This is a genomic window from uncultured Campylobacter sp., from assembly GCF_937996225.1.
Taxonomy (GTDB): domain Bacteria; phylum Campylobacterota; class Campylobacteria; order Campylobacterales; family Campylobacteraceae; genus Campylobacter_B.
The window spans coordinates 1-14,728 of sequence record NZ_CALKTC010000078.1 but is presented as its reverse complement, the minus strand read 5'-3'; the positions used below and the strand labels follow the sequence as shown (position 1 = coordinate 14,728).

12 protein-coding genes are annotated in these 14,728 nt (G+C 50.8%); 3 read left to right on the top strand and 9 right to left on the bottom strand.

What is annotated here, in order from left to right; all coding sequences use genetic code 11:
* From Q0174_RS09200 to Q0174_RS09170, 7 genes are all read right to left on the bottom strand, one after another.
* On the bottom strand, positions 1 to 733 hold a 733-nt coding region (locus Q0174_RS09200; RefSeq protein ID WP_298043468.1), incomplete at its 3' end, for a radical SAM protein.
* A gap of 480 nt (positions 734 to 1,213) precedes the next feature.
* Positions 1,214 to 2,260, bottom strand: coding sequence for a uroporphyrinogen decarboxylase (hemE, locus tag Q0174_RS09195; protein WP_298043467.1), 1,047 nt, complete (start codon positions 2,258 to 2,260; stop codon positions 1,214 to 1,216).
* 2 nt (positions 2,261 to 2,262) lie between these two features.
* Positions 2,263 to 2,754: a YqhA family protein gene (locus Q0174_RS09190; RefSeq protein ID WP_298043466.1), complete on the bottom strand. Its 492-nt coding sequence runs from the start codon at positions 2,752 to 2,754 to the stop codon at positions 2,263 to 2,265.
* Positions 2,755 to 3,059: 305 nt separating this feature from the next.
* Positions 3,060 to 4,091: an aspartate-semialdehyde dehydrogenase gene (locus Q0174_RS09185; RefSeq protein ID WP_298043464.1), complete on the bottom strand. Its 1,032-nt coding sequence runs from the start codon at positions 4,089 to 4,091 to the stop codon at positions 3,060 to 3,062.
* Entirely contained in the window at positions 4,084 to 6,819 is a 2,736-nt protein-coding gene (gene gyrA / locus Q0174_RS09180) for a DNA gyrase subunit A (protein WP_298043463.1), read from the bottom strand. Before gyrA ends, Q0174_RS09185 begins: the two co-directional genes overlap by 8 nt.
* Positions 6,820 to 6,857: 38 nt before the next feature.
* Positions 6,858 to 7,475: a ComF family protein gene (locus Q0174_RS09175; RefSeq protein WP_298043462.1), complete on the bottom strand. Its 618-nt coding sequence runs from the start codon at positions 7,473 to 7,475 to the stop codon at positions 6,858 to 6,860.
* Positions 7,476 to 8,024, bottom strand: a complete 549-nt coding sequence (locus Q0174_RS09170; RefSeq protein ID WP_298043460.1) for a YajG family lipoprotein — start codon at positions 8,022 to 8,024, stop codon at positions 7,476 to 7,478.
* 92 nt (positions 8,025 to 8,116) lie between these two features.
* Here Q0174_RS09170 and Q0174_RS09165 point away from each other — a divergent pair, with 92 nt between their 5' ends.
* The 3 genes from Q0174_RS09165 (at position 8,117) to Q0174_RS09155 (ending at position 13,511) form a co-directional block, all read left to right on the top strand.
* On the top strand, positions 8,117 to 10,195 hold the full coding sequence (locus Q0174_RS09165) for a DNA polymerase III subunit gamma/tau (RefSeq protein ID WP_298043458.1): 2,079 nt from the start codon (positions 8,117 to 8,119) through the stop codon (positions 10,193 to 10,195).
* 793 nt (positions 10,196 to 10,988) lie between these two features.
* Positions 10,989 to 11,918, top strand: a complete 930-nt coding sequence (locus tag Q0174_RS09160; protein ID WP_005873085.1) for a ribose-phosphate pyrophosphokinase — start codon at positions 10,989 to 10,991, stop codon at positions 11,916 to 11,918.
* Between the two features lie 849 nt (positions 11,919 to 12,767).
* Entirely contained in the window at positions 12,768 to 13,511 is a 744-nt protein-coding gene (locus Q0174_RS09155) for a hypothetical protein (protein ID WP_298043457.1), read from the top strand.
* Positions 13,512 to 13,725: 214 nt separating this feature from the next.
* Here Q0174_RS09155 and Q0174_RS09150 read toward each other — a convergent pair whose 3' ends face one another.
* Positions 13,726 to 13,950 (bottom strand): hypothetical protein, encoded by a 225-nt coding sequence (locus Q0174_RS09150; RefSeq protein ID WP_298043454.1) that lies wholly within the window; start codon positions 13,948 to 13,950, stop codon positions 13,726 to 13,728.
* 135 nt (positions 13,951 to 14,085) lie between these two features.
* Positions 14,086 to 14,427, bottom strand: a complete 342-nt coding sequence (locus Q0174_RS09145) for a DUF6882 domain-containing protein (RefSeq protein ID WP_298043452.1) — start codon at positions 14,425 to 14,427, stop codon at positions 14,086 to 14,088.
* Positions 14,428 to 14,728 lie beyond the last annotated feature (301 nt).

The window sequence follows — 14,728 nt, the reverse complement described above, 5'->3', positions numbered from 1 at the left end:
TCAGCCGCTCGCTTGCGTATTTGGGCGCGGCGATGATATTTACGTTTTGATTTTCGATGAAAGTGGCCAGATAGCGCAGCTGCGCCTCGCTCACACCCTGCACGCGGTATGCGGGCGGGCGATCGATCGTGCCGAGATCTACGCGGTGCGGATTGATGCGAGCTAAAGCTGCATTCAGCGCCACAAAATCCTCTTGCGTGTCGTTTAGCCCGCGCACGACTAGGATTTCGATATCAAGCTCGCCGCGAAACTCGCGCGCAAAATCCGCGATCGCGCTTACGATATCCTCGGCACTAATGCCTGCGTGCGGGCCGTCCACCTTGCGAAAGCTTTTTGCAATCGCGCTATCTAGCGAAAATTTGCAGATATCAAGCTTCGCTAACGCCGCGCTGTTTTCGCGCACGAGCGAGCCGTTTGACAAAACGAGCAGCTTCTGCGGCAGGTGCAGCGCCTTTAGCGCGTCCACGAGCTCGGCAAAGCGCGGATGCAGCGTGGGCTCGCCGTTTGCTGTGATCGTAATGACGTCAATGCCCGCGTGGCTTTGCAGCGCGGTTTTCAGCTCGGCGATGACCGGGCCGATCTCACAGGGCTCGCTCATCGCGCTTACCGGCTTGCCCGCGCCCAGCTCACAGTAGACGCAGTTGAAGTTGCACTGCTTGCGCTGCGGGCTCAGATCGATGCCGAGGCTGCGCCCGAACCTACGCGAGGCGACGGGTCCGAAAATATATCTCATTTTTGCTCCATGATTTGATTTGCGGGGTTTGCTTGCGCGCAGAATTTCGCTTTAAAATTTGCTTTAAATTTTGCTTCTGCGCGCCAAAATTCTGCGCCGGTTTTATGCGAATTTCACTTCCGCCGCCGCCCCGCTACGGCGAAATTTTAAGCTTAGAGCTTTGAATTTATCCTTAAATTCAGGGCGCGCGAGCTAGAAATTTAAGGCGCGGGCTAAATTTAGCTCGCAAGCTCGCAGTATTTTTACGCCGCCGCATACATAGCGCGTAAAATTTTAAGCCTCGCTCGGCATAAAATTTCAAACTACGGCTAAATTTTAAAATTTAGAGTTTTGCGTTTCGTGAGCTGTTTTAGCGGCGTGAAATTTGAAATTCATGAACAGCGGAAGCAAAGCAAGCGACCCGGGCGAGTGAAATTTTAAATTACGGTTTTATAAAATTTCACAACGACGCGCCGCAAGCAGGCTCTCGCAAAGTCCAGTTTAGCGCGCGCTTAGCTCGTGCACCAGATCCACCAGATATTTGGCGTTTTGCACGCTTACGTCGGGCAAAATTCCATGGCCTAGATTAAAGATATGCGCGACACCCTTCATCGCCATTAAAATCTCGCGCACGCCCGATTCTATCGCGCCGCGATCGTATAGCCGCATCGGCTCCAGGTTGCCTTGAAGCGCAAATTTGCCCCCGAGCTGCTCGCGCGCAAGCTCAATCGGAGTGCTCCAATCCACGCCCCATACGTCAAAGCTCGCCTCGCCTCGCTGCTCCGCGATACGGCTCAGCCGCGATATCTGCGCGCCCGTGCCTTTGGCAAAGACGATGAGCGGGATATGCGGGAATTTCGCCTTTAAAAATTCCGTGATTTCTAGGATGTATCGCCAGCCGAACTCCTCGTACGCGCTCGGCTCCAGCGCGCCTGCCCAGCTGTCGAAGATCTGCACCGCATCGACGCCCGAGCCGATCTGGCGCGCCAGATAAAGTTTCGTCGCCTCCGTAACGAGGCGCAAAATTTCATGCAGAAGCTGCGGATTTTCGTAGAGCATCCTTTTGCAAACGGCGTAATTTTTACTGCCGCCGCCCTCGATCATATAGGTAGCGATCGTCCACGGCGCGCCGCAAAAGCCGATGAGCGCTTTGTCCGCGGCAAGGCGAGAGCGAGTAAGCGAGATCGTATCATAAACGTATCCGAGCTCCGCAGCGGCCTTTTGCGGATCAAGGCGCGCCAGATCGTCCCGCGAGCGGATCGGATTGCTAAAGCGCGGCCCTTCGCCCGCTTCGAAGCGCAGATCCATCCCCATCTGCATCGGCACGACCAAAATATCGCTAAATAAAATCGCCGCATCGACGCCCAAAATCTCTACGGGCTGGATCGTCACCTCGCTAGCAGCGCGGTAGTCGCGGCACAGGCTCAAAAAATCGCCCGCCCTCTCGCGCACCGCCATGTATTGCGGCAGGTAGCGCCCTGCCTGGCGCATCATCCAAATGGGCGTGTATGGGGTCTCTTTGCCGAAGCATGCGTCGATGAAAACCATTTTTATCCTTTAAATTTACTCAAAATATACAAAGCCAAACAAACCGCAAAGATAGCTCCTGCGAGCAAAAGCATATCCAAAGGGGTAGTAAAATCGGTGCGCAAAATTCGCTTGAAAAAATCTACTACAAGCACCATTATGATGACGCTACCGAGTTTGTGCTTCAGCTCATCCAGCGAGGCGATCTTTAAAACTTGTAAATTTAGATCCACAAACTCGTCGATAAAGAGCTCGTAAATTCCGAATACGAAGATTAGCAGCACTATAGCGACCAGATACAGATCGATCGCCGTTATTATTTCGCTTAAAATGCCAATGTAAAGCGCTCGCTCGCTCTGCGGGGCTAGGAAAAATTCTACGATTTTATAAAGCGCCGAGCCGATTTCGTAGCTTGCCATCACAAATATCGCCGCGCCTGCCGCGATGCAAAAAAGCACTGGCAGGAGGGTTAAAAATTTGCTGCAAAGCAAAAATTTTTCAAATATAGCTTTCATTTCTTCCTTAAATTTTAATCCGATATTGGCCGCTCCTTAAACGGACGTATAAATTTAAAAGCCGCTCTATGCCGAAGCGTCCTTTTAAATTTACACTCGTTTGAAATAGCGTAAATTTATCTCTTTTGATCGCGCCCGTTTGAGTCTTTAAAATTTTACGCCAGGTTAAAGGCGTAAAATTTCAGCTTGTGGCGTTAAATTTTAACTAGGTTGATTTGCGAATTTTATTCGCCAGGCCTCGGTGCCGAAATCACGCGCGCAACCGTATCCGCGCACAAAGGCTCGGCAACTCTGCTAAATTTATCTTACTTGTCTTGTTGCATATCGATCCAGCGAAGTGCGATGCGCACGGCATTTGTAGCCGCTCCGACGCGGATCTGATCGGCGCTGCACCAAAGATGCAGAATTTTATCGTCGAAATTGTCCCTGCGGAGCCTGCCGACGTAGGTCTCATTTGTGTCGCTCGAAAGCAGCGGCATCGGGTATTCGTTTTTGCTCGGATCGTCTACAAGCACGATGCTAGGCGCGTTTCTTAAAATTTCGCGCACGCGGCTAATCTCGAAATCCTTTTTAAATTTTATCGTGATCGCCTCGCTGTGGCTGCGCAGCACCGGCACGCGCACGCAGGTAGCCGAAACGGCGAAGTTTTTATGCAAAATTTTCTGCGTTTCGTTCACCATCTTCATCTCTTCTTTGGTGTAGTCGTTGTCCAAAAATACGTCGATGTGCGGGATGACATTCATCGCGATCTGATGCGGGAAAACCTTCGGCTCGCATTCATCAAGCTTAAAAGCGAAAAACTGCTGCAGCTGCTCTACAAGCTCGCTCATACCCTCTTTACCTGCGCCGCTTGTCGCCTGGTAGGTGCTTACATCTACGCGCTCGATATCGAACGCATCATCAAGCGGCTTAAGAATTTGAACCATCTGGATAGTTGAGCAGTTCGGATTAGCGATGATGCCTGTCTCTTCCCATAGCTTTATATCCTGCGGGTTGCACTCGGGCACTACAAGCGGGACATTTTCTTGCATGCGAAAGTGGCTCGTGTTGTCGATCACCACCGCACCGCTTGCCGCAGCAAATGGCACGTAATGCGCCGAAATGGAGCCGCCCGCGCTAAAAAACGCGATGTCGATCTCGTTTTCGTCGAAGGTGCTGTCCGTGAGCTCCCTCACGACGTATTCTTTGCCGCGAAATTCTACCTTCTCGCCCGCGCTCTTTGCGCTCGCAAGCGGCAGTATGTCCTTTACGGGGAAGTTCATCTCGTCTAAGACGCGCAAAATCTCCTCGCCTACGGCGCCGGTAGCGCCTACGATGGCGATATTATAACTACTCATCCTCTCCTCCTTTTAAAATTTCATCGCTAGGGCCCTCGCTCTGCGAATCTTTACTATCTAAATTTGAATTTAATAAATTTTCATCCTGTGCAAGCTCGTCCGCTTCGCCCTCGTCGCCCTCCTCGGCTTTCGGGCAGGTCGCGATGCTCACGACGTCGTCGCCCTCGACATTTACGACGATGACGCCGCTGGTGTTGCGGCCCGCTTTGCGGATACTTTGCATATCGACGCGGATCATCTTGCCGCTGGTGGTTAGCGCCATAAGATCCATCTCTTCATCGACCATCACGACGCCGATGAGCTCGCCCGTGCGGTTGGTGAGCTTCATGCAGATGACGCCCTTGCCGCCGCGGTTTGTGAGGCGATACTCGCTCGCGGTCGTGCGCTTGCCGATACCCTTTTGGCTCACGCTTAAAATTTCTTGCATATCGCTTAAAATAAACGCGGCGCCGATAACCTCGTCGCCTTTTTCTTTAAATTTAATACCCTTTACGCCGCGAGCGATGCGCCCCATCTGGCGAATTTTATTTAGATTAAATTTAAGGCACATTCCCTTTTTCGTAGCGATGAAGAGCATATTTTCGTTGGCGCTTTGTGGCTCGCCCTCTTGTGCGTCCGAAATTTCATCTGAAATTTCATTATCGCTTCCTTCTAAAATATCCTGCTCGATCTGCTCTAAGGCTTCCTCAGCCTCGCCGCCGTCCAGATCGTCGCCGCTTAGAGCGCCTCCTTTGTAGTTTTGCATCTCCTCGGCGCTGTTTGGAGCGATGAGAGCGGTTACTAACGTATCGTCCTCATCTAGGCTGATAGCGCGGATGCCGAGTGAGCGAATATTTTTAAACTCGCTTAAATTCGTGCGTTTTACGATGCCGTTTCGAGTGAAAAATACGAGCGACTTGCTCGGATCAAAATCGGTCGTAGGGATGATCGCCATGATCTTTTCGTCCGAGCCAAGCTGGATTAGATTTACTACCGCCTTGCCCTTTGCGGTGCGCGAGCCCTCCGGAATTTTATAGACCTTGAGCCAGTAAAGCTGCCCGCGGTCGGTGATAAACATAAGCGTATCGTGGGTATTGGACGTAAAAAAGCTCTCGATGAAGTCATCGTCGTACGTCGTGACTGCCACGCGTCCCTTGCCGCCGCGCTTTTGCTTTTCGTAAGTCTTACTAGGCACGCGCTTGATGTAGCCGCGGTGAGTGATCGTAACGACCATATTTTCATTCGCGATGAGATCTTCGATGTCGATATCCTCGTAGTCATCGACGATTTCGGTGATGCGCGGGCATTTAAATTTATCCTTGATCTCCAAAAGCTCATCTTTGATGATCCCTTCGATTAGCTCCTCGCTCTTTAGGATCGCGTCAAGCCGCTTGATCTCGGCTAAAATTTCTTTTAGCTCCTCCTCGATCTTTTCGCGCTCAAGTCCCGTTAGGCGGCTTAGCCTCATATCCAAAATCGCACCCGATTGCGCCTCGCTAAGGCCGAATCTGCTCATTAAATTTTCGCGCGCGATGTTGGTGTCGGCGGAATTTCTAATCACATCGATCACTTCGTCGATATTATCTAGCGCGATCTTTAAGCCCTCTAAGATGTGCGCTCTGGCGCGCGCTTTTTGAAGCTCAAAAATTGTGCGGCGGATGATGACGGTTTTTCTGTGGTTCAAAAATAGCTTCAAAAGCTCTATCAGCGTGAAAATCTTCGGCTCTTTGCCGTCGATTGCGAGCATTATCACGCCGAAGGTCGCCTCCATCGTGGTTTGCTTAAATAGATTATTCAGCACGATCTCGCTCATTGCGTCGCGCTTAAGCTCGATTACTACGCGAATTCCGTCGCGATCGCTCTCGTCGCGCACCTCAGAGATGCCCTCGATCTGCTTTTCCTTTACAAGATCTGCGATCTGCTCGATCAAGCGCGCCTTATTGGTCTGATACGGCAGCTCGTCGATTACGATGACGTCTTTACTAGCTTTTTTTTCGATATGGGTTTTAGCGCGAATTTTAACTCGCCCTCTGCCCGTTTTATACGCCTCGATGATCCCTTTTTTGCCGTAGATTATGCCGCCGGTCGGAAAATCGGGACCCTTGATCTCGCCCATGATCTCCTCTAAGCTTGCGTTTTTATTCTCAAGCAGTATCAAAAGACCGCCTACAAGCTCATCTAGGCTGTGCGGCGGGATATTCGTTGCCATTCCCACGGCGATTCCACTTGAGCCGTTAAGTAGCAAATTCGGAACGCGCGCAGGCAATACGTCGGGCTCGTTTAGGCTCTCATCGTAGTTCGGTACAAAATCGACCGTCTCTTTATCCAGGTCTTTTAGCAGCTCCTCGGCTAGCGGCGTCATACGCGCTTCGGTGTACCTCATCGCCGCCGCTCCGTCGCCGTCGATTGATCCGAAGTTACCTTGACCGTCGACGGAAGGAATTCTCATCGAAAAGCTCTGCGCCATTCGCACGAGCGCATCATAAACGGCGGTATCGCCGTGCGGATGGTATTTACCGATGACGTCGCCTACGATACGAGCGGATTTTTTGTATGGCTGGCGAGAACCCACGCCAAGATCGTTCATCGCGTATAAAATTCGCCTATGCACGGGCTTTAGGCCGTCTCTGGCGTCCGGCAGCGCACGACCGATGATGACGCTCATTGAGTAATCAAGATAGCTCGTCTTGATCGATTCTTCGACGTCGATATCGATGATCTCCTGATTTTCAAACATATTTGATTGCATAAATATCCTTTTAAATTTTAAAGCGCGATTATAGCGAATTATTCTTTTGCATTAGCTAAAACCAAGCCGCACACGGGCATAAAGCCGCCATCGATCAAGCTCTCGCGCGCTTGCAGCATGCTAAGACCGGAGGTGATGATGTCGTCTACTAGGATCACGGGGAATTTCGGCGGGGTTAAAATTTTAAAATTTCTCTTGTGTTTTAGGCGAAATTCCAAACTCTGCCCCGTGTATTTGACGCGATTTTGCGCGCGCAGGCAGTGAAATTTTGGCTCCACGAGCTCGCTTTTTAGCGCGCGGGCTAAGATCGCCGTGTGCGAATAGCCGCTACGAGCGTCATCATCCAGCGGCACGGCGTTAAATTTAAAAATTCCGTCCGTTCTAAACGCTTCGTAGTTTTGCGGATTTGCTGAAATTTCTCGCCGCAGATGAAGCGGGAATTTCGCTAAACTTAAAGAGGCTATGCGCGCAAGCACCGCAGCGCCGTATTCGTGATGTTTAGAAAGTATAAGCTCGCGAATTTCGGAGTAGCCGTAGTAATAAAATACGCTAAAGCCCTCCACCTGCCGCATACTTAGGTGGCATTCGGCTAAATTTGCGGCGCAGGCGGCGCAGATCATGCGCAGGCTAAACGCGCCGCAATTTACGCAGCGCATCTAAAGCGTCGAGATGATTTGATCGGCGGATTTTTTGACGATGTCGCCAAGCAAGCTTTGCACGAAAGGATTAAGCGATCTAGCCGTACGAAGCGCCGTAAATTGGCTCTGATCCTGCGCTACGCGCTTGGTCGTGGTTTTGTTGCCCTGCACGATAGAAATCGCGACCTCGCCTCTTGCGCTCATATTTTCTTTCGAGTAGCCGTTGATCGCCGCCGAGATGCTTCTGATATTTACGGTTACGATATTCGGGCTTGCCGGATCGATCCTTACGCCGCGAGCCTCAAGCTCCGCGCGCAAAGCCTTATCGAACCACGCCGAGAGATTGTTTTTTAAAAGCACTTCATCGACGAGTTTGCCGTCGTTATCGTTTATAACGGCGATTACCATCTGATTTTCGCGCTGATCGTTGATCGCATTGATATTTACCGACTTACCGCTTACGGTCTGATCGGCCTTAGAGAGATATGGATTTAGACTGATGACGCTGCTAGTTTGCGAGCAGGCGACAAAAAATAGCGCAAAGACGCCGAGTAAAAATTTTTTCATTTCGATCCTTTTTCTGAAATTCGGGCGCATTGTAGCACTAAATTTAAAATTTATAGATTTTTTTGTATCATTGTAAGATTAAAGGAGAAATTTTGCAAGCACTCGCTTTAAAATACAGACCCAAAAGCTTCGAGCAGCTCATCGGTCAAGACGCCGTCGCCAAAAGCCTTGCGCACGCGCTGGATTCGGGCAGGCTAAGCCACGCATATCTTTTCAGCGGACTTCGCGGCAGCGGCAAAACCTCGACGGCTAGGATTTTTGCCAAAGCGCTTTTATGCGACAAAGGCCCTACCGGCAAGCCGTGCGAGGTCTGCGATAACTGCGTAATGGCAAACGAGGGGCGCCACATCGACATTATCGAGATGGACGCCGCCAGCCACCGCAAGATCGACGATATCCGCGAACTCATCGAGCAGACGAAGTATCATCCCGCAAGCGCGCGCTTTAAAATTTTCATCATCGACGAGGTGCATATGCTCACTAAAGAGGCCTCCAACGCGCTTTTAAAGACGCTTGAGGAGCCGCCTAGCTACGTAAAATTTATCCTTGCGACGACCGATCCGCTCAAGCTTCCAGTCACCGTGCTATCGCGCACGCAGCACTTTCGCTTTAAACCGATCGCAAAAAGCGCCGTCGTAGCACATCTAGAGCAAATTTTAAAAACCGAAAACATCGCTTACGAAGAGGGCGCGCTCGAAATTCTAGCGCGCAGCGGCTCGGGCTCGCTACGAGACACGCTCACGCTCCTTGATCAGGCGATTATCTTTAGCCGCGAAGGCATCACCGAGCGCGCGATCGCCGATATGCTGGGCTTGCTCGATCCCGCTAAAATTGGCGAAATTTTAGACGTCGTTCTGCGCCAAGACCGCGCGGGCGCGATCGAGATCATCAAAGAGGTCGAAAACTACAACGCCGAAACGATAATCGACGAGATGATCGCAAATTTAAAGGATAAATTCCTGCGCCGCGACGCGAAATTCAGCCTGCTGATGTATGAGCGGTTTTTCCGCATTTTAGCGGGCGCTAAGAGTATGCTCGCCATCAGCCCCGACAATACTTACGCAATTTCTATGATGATTTTTATGATGATGGAGGCGGTCAATCTACGCGAGATCGACGAGCTGATCGAGGTCGGCAGATCCCTGGATCAAGGCGAAGGCTATCCTTCCGCTTCGGCGCCTAATTTAAACGCGCAAAGCTCCGCACCGAATTTCAAGTCAAATTTAAACCAAAGCGCGAATTTTGCGCCAAATAGCGAGCCTGGCGGCACGACTTTTGCACCGAGCGACCAGGGTAGCGCGACAAGCGGCGTGCCTAGCTTTACGGCAAACGCGAAACGTCCCGCGAGCCCTACGCAAAACTTCGGTGCGGCAAAGCAGAGCCCTGACGCAGGCGACGAGATCAAACAGGGCGCAGGCGGTGCGGCGGCGCAGGCTCAAAATTCTAGCCCGTCCATCAAGACGGGCGCTCAAAATAAAATTTACGAGAATTTTTTAGCTAAAATTTACGACCGCGATTACGATCTGGGCGAGAAATTTAGCAAGTGCGTGGAATTTTTAAAATTTGAACGCGGCACGCTGTATCTGCTCTCGCGCGCGCAGGGGCAGGACAGAGAGTACCTGCGCAAGGGCTCGCGAGCGATAAATAGCGTGCTAAAATCACTCTTCGGCGAGAGCGCGGCCATCAAGATCGAGCAAAGCGCGCCGCAGAAGCGAGAAAATTCTGCGCAAAACGGTGCAGAAAATTCCGCTCCGAGCAGCGTAGATGGCGTAGCAAAGGACGCTACAAGCAGTGCAGAAAAACCGCTTGAAAATCCCAGCGACACCACAAGCGGCACGCAGAATTCCGAGACGGGCGCGATAAATACCGAAAGTTCCGTGCAGGATGAAATTTCAAGCGGCGAAAATTCTGAAAAAAATTCCGCACCGAAAGCGGCAAAACCGAAAAAAAACGGCGCTAGCAGCGAGGGCGAAAAACAGCCGCCCAAGGACGATCTGTTAAGATCCACCGATCCGCAAAACTACGCCGCAAAGCCCCGCGATACGAGTAAGAGCGTGCGCGCCGCCAAGGCAGGCCTCGCCGAGCTCGCAAACGGCGCGCAGGACGGCAAGGAAATTTTGATCTCCGAGATGAATAGGCTTTTCGGCGAGCCCACTAAAATCACGGAATAGCGCTCGCTGCGGATTAAATTTATCTCCACGCCGCGCGATTTTAAATTTAAGCGTGCCAAAACGATATCGAAATTTGCGCGGTGAGCGAGCCTGTGCGATTTTAAAATTTAAGCGCGTAAAGGCGGTGTCTAAATTTACGTGGCAGACCAAAGTCGCGCGATAAATTTTAAAATTTCGCAGCGCGCGGGCAGGTTTTAAAAACCAAGCTTTAAATTCGATCATTAAAGCGAGATTTAAATTTTCATCAAAGCAAAGCACATTTTAAATTTAACCGCCTAAGAAATCTAAGATTTATACGCCGCGGCAGTCTAAAATTTAGCGCGCCAAGTATCCGCGCAGTCTGTCCCATGCGAGCTCAAAATTTAAATTTAAACGCACTTTCCGCAGCTCTAAAAATAAAATTTTGTGCGCCTGTATCGCAAAGACAAAATTTTGCGCCAACTGGCGCCCGCCCTCTGCGATAGGATTTTAACCGCCCATACCCATGTTCGATGCGCTCCCTCAGACTTTCATCAAACTTTACGATACGGTTTTGCCCGCAATCTGCGCGGCTGCTCGTGCAAAAACGCAGGCTTACGATCGCTCGCGGGCGCCGTAAGTCAAAGCCGAATTTTGCCAAAGTAAAATCACGGCGAACCGAGCCGCCCTGAAATTTTAAAGAATTTATCTCGCAAACGGGCGTTAGTTCGTGATGCTCGCTTATGAATTTTACGCGAGTGCGGCGGGCGAATTAGCTAAAATTTAGCGCTTTTGGTGTAGAATTCGAGCAAATTTCAATCCAAAGGTCATCAAAATGCGCGGATATAAAATTTTCTCCGGCACCGCAAATCCCGAATTTGCCAAAAAAATCTCCAAATATCTCTCGCTACCGCTTAGCGAATGCGCGATCAAAACCTTCAGCGACGGCGAGATCAGCGTCCAGATCGGCGAGAGCGTGCGCGGCAAGGACGTCTTCGTCATCCAGCCCACATGCGCGCCCGCAAACTCCAATCTGATGGAGCTTTTGATCCTAACAGACGCTCTGAAGCGCTCTAGCGCGAACTCGATCACGGCGGTCGTGCCCTACTTCGGCTACGCTCGCCAAGACCGCAAAGCAGCCCCGCGCGTGCCGATCAGCGCGAAGCTCGTGGCAAATATGATGCAGACGGCGGGGATCGACCGCGTCGTCACGATGGATCTGCACGCGGGGCAGATACAGGGCTTTTTCGACGTGCCCGTCGATAACCTCTACGGCTCGCTGATATTTTTGGACTACCTGAAAGAGAAAAATTTAAAAAATCCGATCATTGCCAGCCCCGACGTGGGCGGCGTCGCGCGCGCCAGAAGCTTTGCCAAAAAGCTCTCGCTCGATCTCGTCATCGTCGATAAGCGCCGCGAGGAGGCGAACAAAAGCGAGGTGATGAACATCATCGGCGACGTCGCAGGCAAGGACGTGATCCTAATCGACGATATGATCGATACCGCGGGCACTATCGTCAAGGCCGCGGGCGCGTTTAAGGAACAGGGCGCGAAGAGCGTCAGCGCGTTTTGCACGCACGCCGTGCTAAGCGGCCCGGCATATGAGCGCATCGAAAGCGGCGCGCTGGATGGCCTCGTCGTGACCGACACGATCCCGCTAAAGCAGGAAAGCGACCGCATCAAGGTAATCAGCGTCGCTCCGCTCTTCGGCGAGGTCATCAGGCGCGTATATCACGACGAGAGCGTAAATAGCTTATTTAAATAAAATTTTAAAATTTAAAGCGTGGCGCGGTTTGTTTTAAACAGCCGCAGGAATGCGAACAATAGGCATCTTATAATAAAAGATCTCGGCTCAGCCGCAAGTCAAGCGCTTACGCCCGCGAGCTCTAAATTTACAGCATTTGAGCTCGCTGTGATTTAACTATCGGAAATTTAGCTGCGATGTGAAATTTAGCTTCTAGGCGGCAAATTTAGCTCTGCGCGACATTTACTCCGCGCGGCGGAAATTTTAACTGCAACCACAGAGTAAATTTACCGCACTAACCGCTGCAAGCGGCATTTTAATCGGACATATTAACTCCGCTAGACTGCGTTTTAAATTTGCCGTAAATTTTCCATATATTTGATAAAATTACGCAGCGCCGCCGCACTTAAAATTTATGATAATGCCTGCATTCGCCATCTGTCTTATATGTCCGAGCTTCTGCAAAACTCGCACTCGCTAAATCTTGCAAAGCCGCGTTTTTAAATTTCATCGCGAAATCCGCAGCCCGCACTGGCAAGCATGCGCCCGCCGATTACCATTTTAAATTTAGCACCGAATTTCTTTATATTTTAGAGCATTACAAGACTCAAAATGCCGTATTTCCCAAGCGTTCGCCGCTCTTAACGGAGTAGCTTCACCCGCAAAGCCTCTGTAACGCTTTATTGTGATATTAAGTTCGTCGGCTAAATTTCAAATCCTTTAAATTTGAAACTAGCTTAAATTTTAAAGCCTCTTCAAATTTAAAATTTAATCCGAATTTGATCTGAAATTTTATAAAATTCCGCTGTTTTAAACGGGCTTTAAAAGCGCGCGCAAGCTGTTTTGCAAGCCCGAAAGAAAGGAGGCTTTATGCCTACTTTTAGCACCAAAGACTACAAAGCCGCCCTTCGCAGCCGCGGCGCACGAACCGCGAGTGCAGGCGGATTTAGCGTCAAAAACGACAACTCCTTCATCGTGATCTTCGTCATTGCGATGATGGTCTTTATATTTTTTTACGGCGTGTCGACCCGGCTTGATTTAGATGAAATTTTTTTAGGTAACGGACGCGGTCGCGGCGGAGGCGGGATTTTAGGACTTTTGATCGCAGGCGTAGCTTGGTATCAAGGACGCGACGGTGGCGGGCTGTTTAAATTTAGCGACCACGCGATCACCTTCGTCTCGGGTGCGGGCAAGAGCGAAATCCTGCTCTTTAATATCGACTACGTTAGGCTCACGCCAGGCTTTTTGCGCACCTGCACGAACTACACAGCGCTTAGCCACTCCCGCTACGTAAAATACGAGCAGTTCTTTACATTCGGAATCGGATCGATCATCGTGCTGTGGCTAGTCGGCATCGCCATGAGCGAGCGCGTAGGGATGGCGTTCATTATAATGGTCGTGGGCGTCGCGATCTTTTTCTTCGCCAAGGCGCTCTCGTCGTGGCGGCTAAACGGCGACTTTCACGACATCTTGCTGCGCGACACCGTGCTGATCCGCGGCAAAGATCTAAACGACCGCGTGCTGTGGTTTGCGATCACGCCCGGTCGCAACGATCGCCGCAGGCTGCGCGCCTACTTCAAAGAGCATCTTGATTTCGATATCGACGGCGGCTGATTTTGATTTAAAATTTAGAGATTTGACGTAAATTTAGCGGCGAAATTTTGCAGCGTTAAATTTTAAGGCAGAATTCCGCGCGACGGAGTTTTTGCAGCCTAAATTTTACAGAACAAAATTTCAAGGCTTAAAATTTTAAGATATAAAATTTACGAAGCAGAATTTCACGGCGTAAATTTCAAAGCCGCGAATGCACGGCGCGATATTTGCGGCTCTATACGGCGAACTTTACCTCGCTTAGCCGCCCCAAATTATCAAACGAAAAGAGCGCATCATTTTTAAAATTTGCTACGATCTTGCCCGCCACTTCGCTAAATTTCGTGCCGTTTCTCATCAAAAGCGCCCCCGATAAAACGGCGTGATTTGACTTAAATGCACCTGTGTAATCGCGCGCCAAAGAGATGAGCGCTTGCGTCCATACCGGGCTTGATCGTACCATCTGGCGCCACGCACTCGCCTGCCGCGAACGCCACAAACACCGCTCCGCCGGCGTGCGGGCAGCGGTAGTAACATAACGGCTCCTGCGATAGCCCGCACGCAATCGCGCTTAGAACGTGCCCGTTTATCTCCGCACTTAGTGCAAGCTTGGGCGTGCTAGCTCGGTTAGCCCGTGCCGCAAGCCAAAATCGCGCACATCTCGCGCAAAGGCAAGTGGCCACTCATCGAGGCGTTTTATGTTCTCGTACCCCCACAGCCACGTGCGGTTGTCGCTCGCTTCGCTGCCAATATACCAGATGGCGCGCGGCGCATCATCGCCGAAACTAATCTCACCGCGCTTTAGATCCACAGACCAGTGCCTGCCTTTTATGATCAGCTTTGAGGCCGCCTCTTGCACCCTTGCGCCGCAACCCAAACATGCCGAAAACAGATCAATAAAGCTGCTCCTATCCACGCCCAAGCGGTCTAAAAATTTCATTTTTCTCCTTTTTGCCGCGCCGATAAATTTAGCGCTTTTGCGGGATTTATCGGCGCACCCTCTTATACGCCGCTTTGTTATAAAAGCTCGCGCTATGGAAATTTCACGCGGCGCGCAGTAAAATTTAATCAAATTTTATAAAACCGCGGCGGGTAAAATTTCATAGCGGGCGCCGCTGGGATAAAATTTTGCAGAAGGCGACGGGCACGGCGAGTGCAACTGTAGGAGATGACGGGCGCGACCGCAATAATCGGCTGGCGGACATAAAATTTAAACCGCTCGCGGAATGTTAAATTTGAAA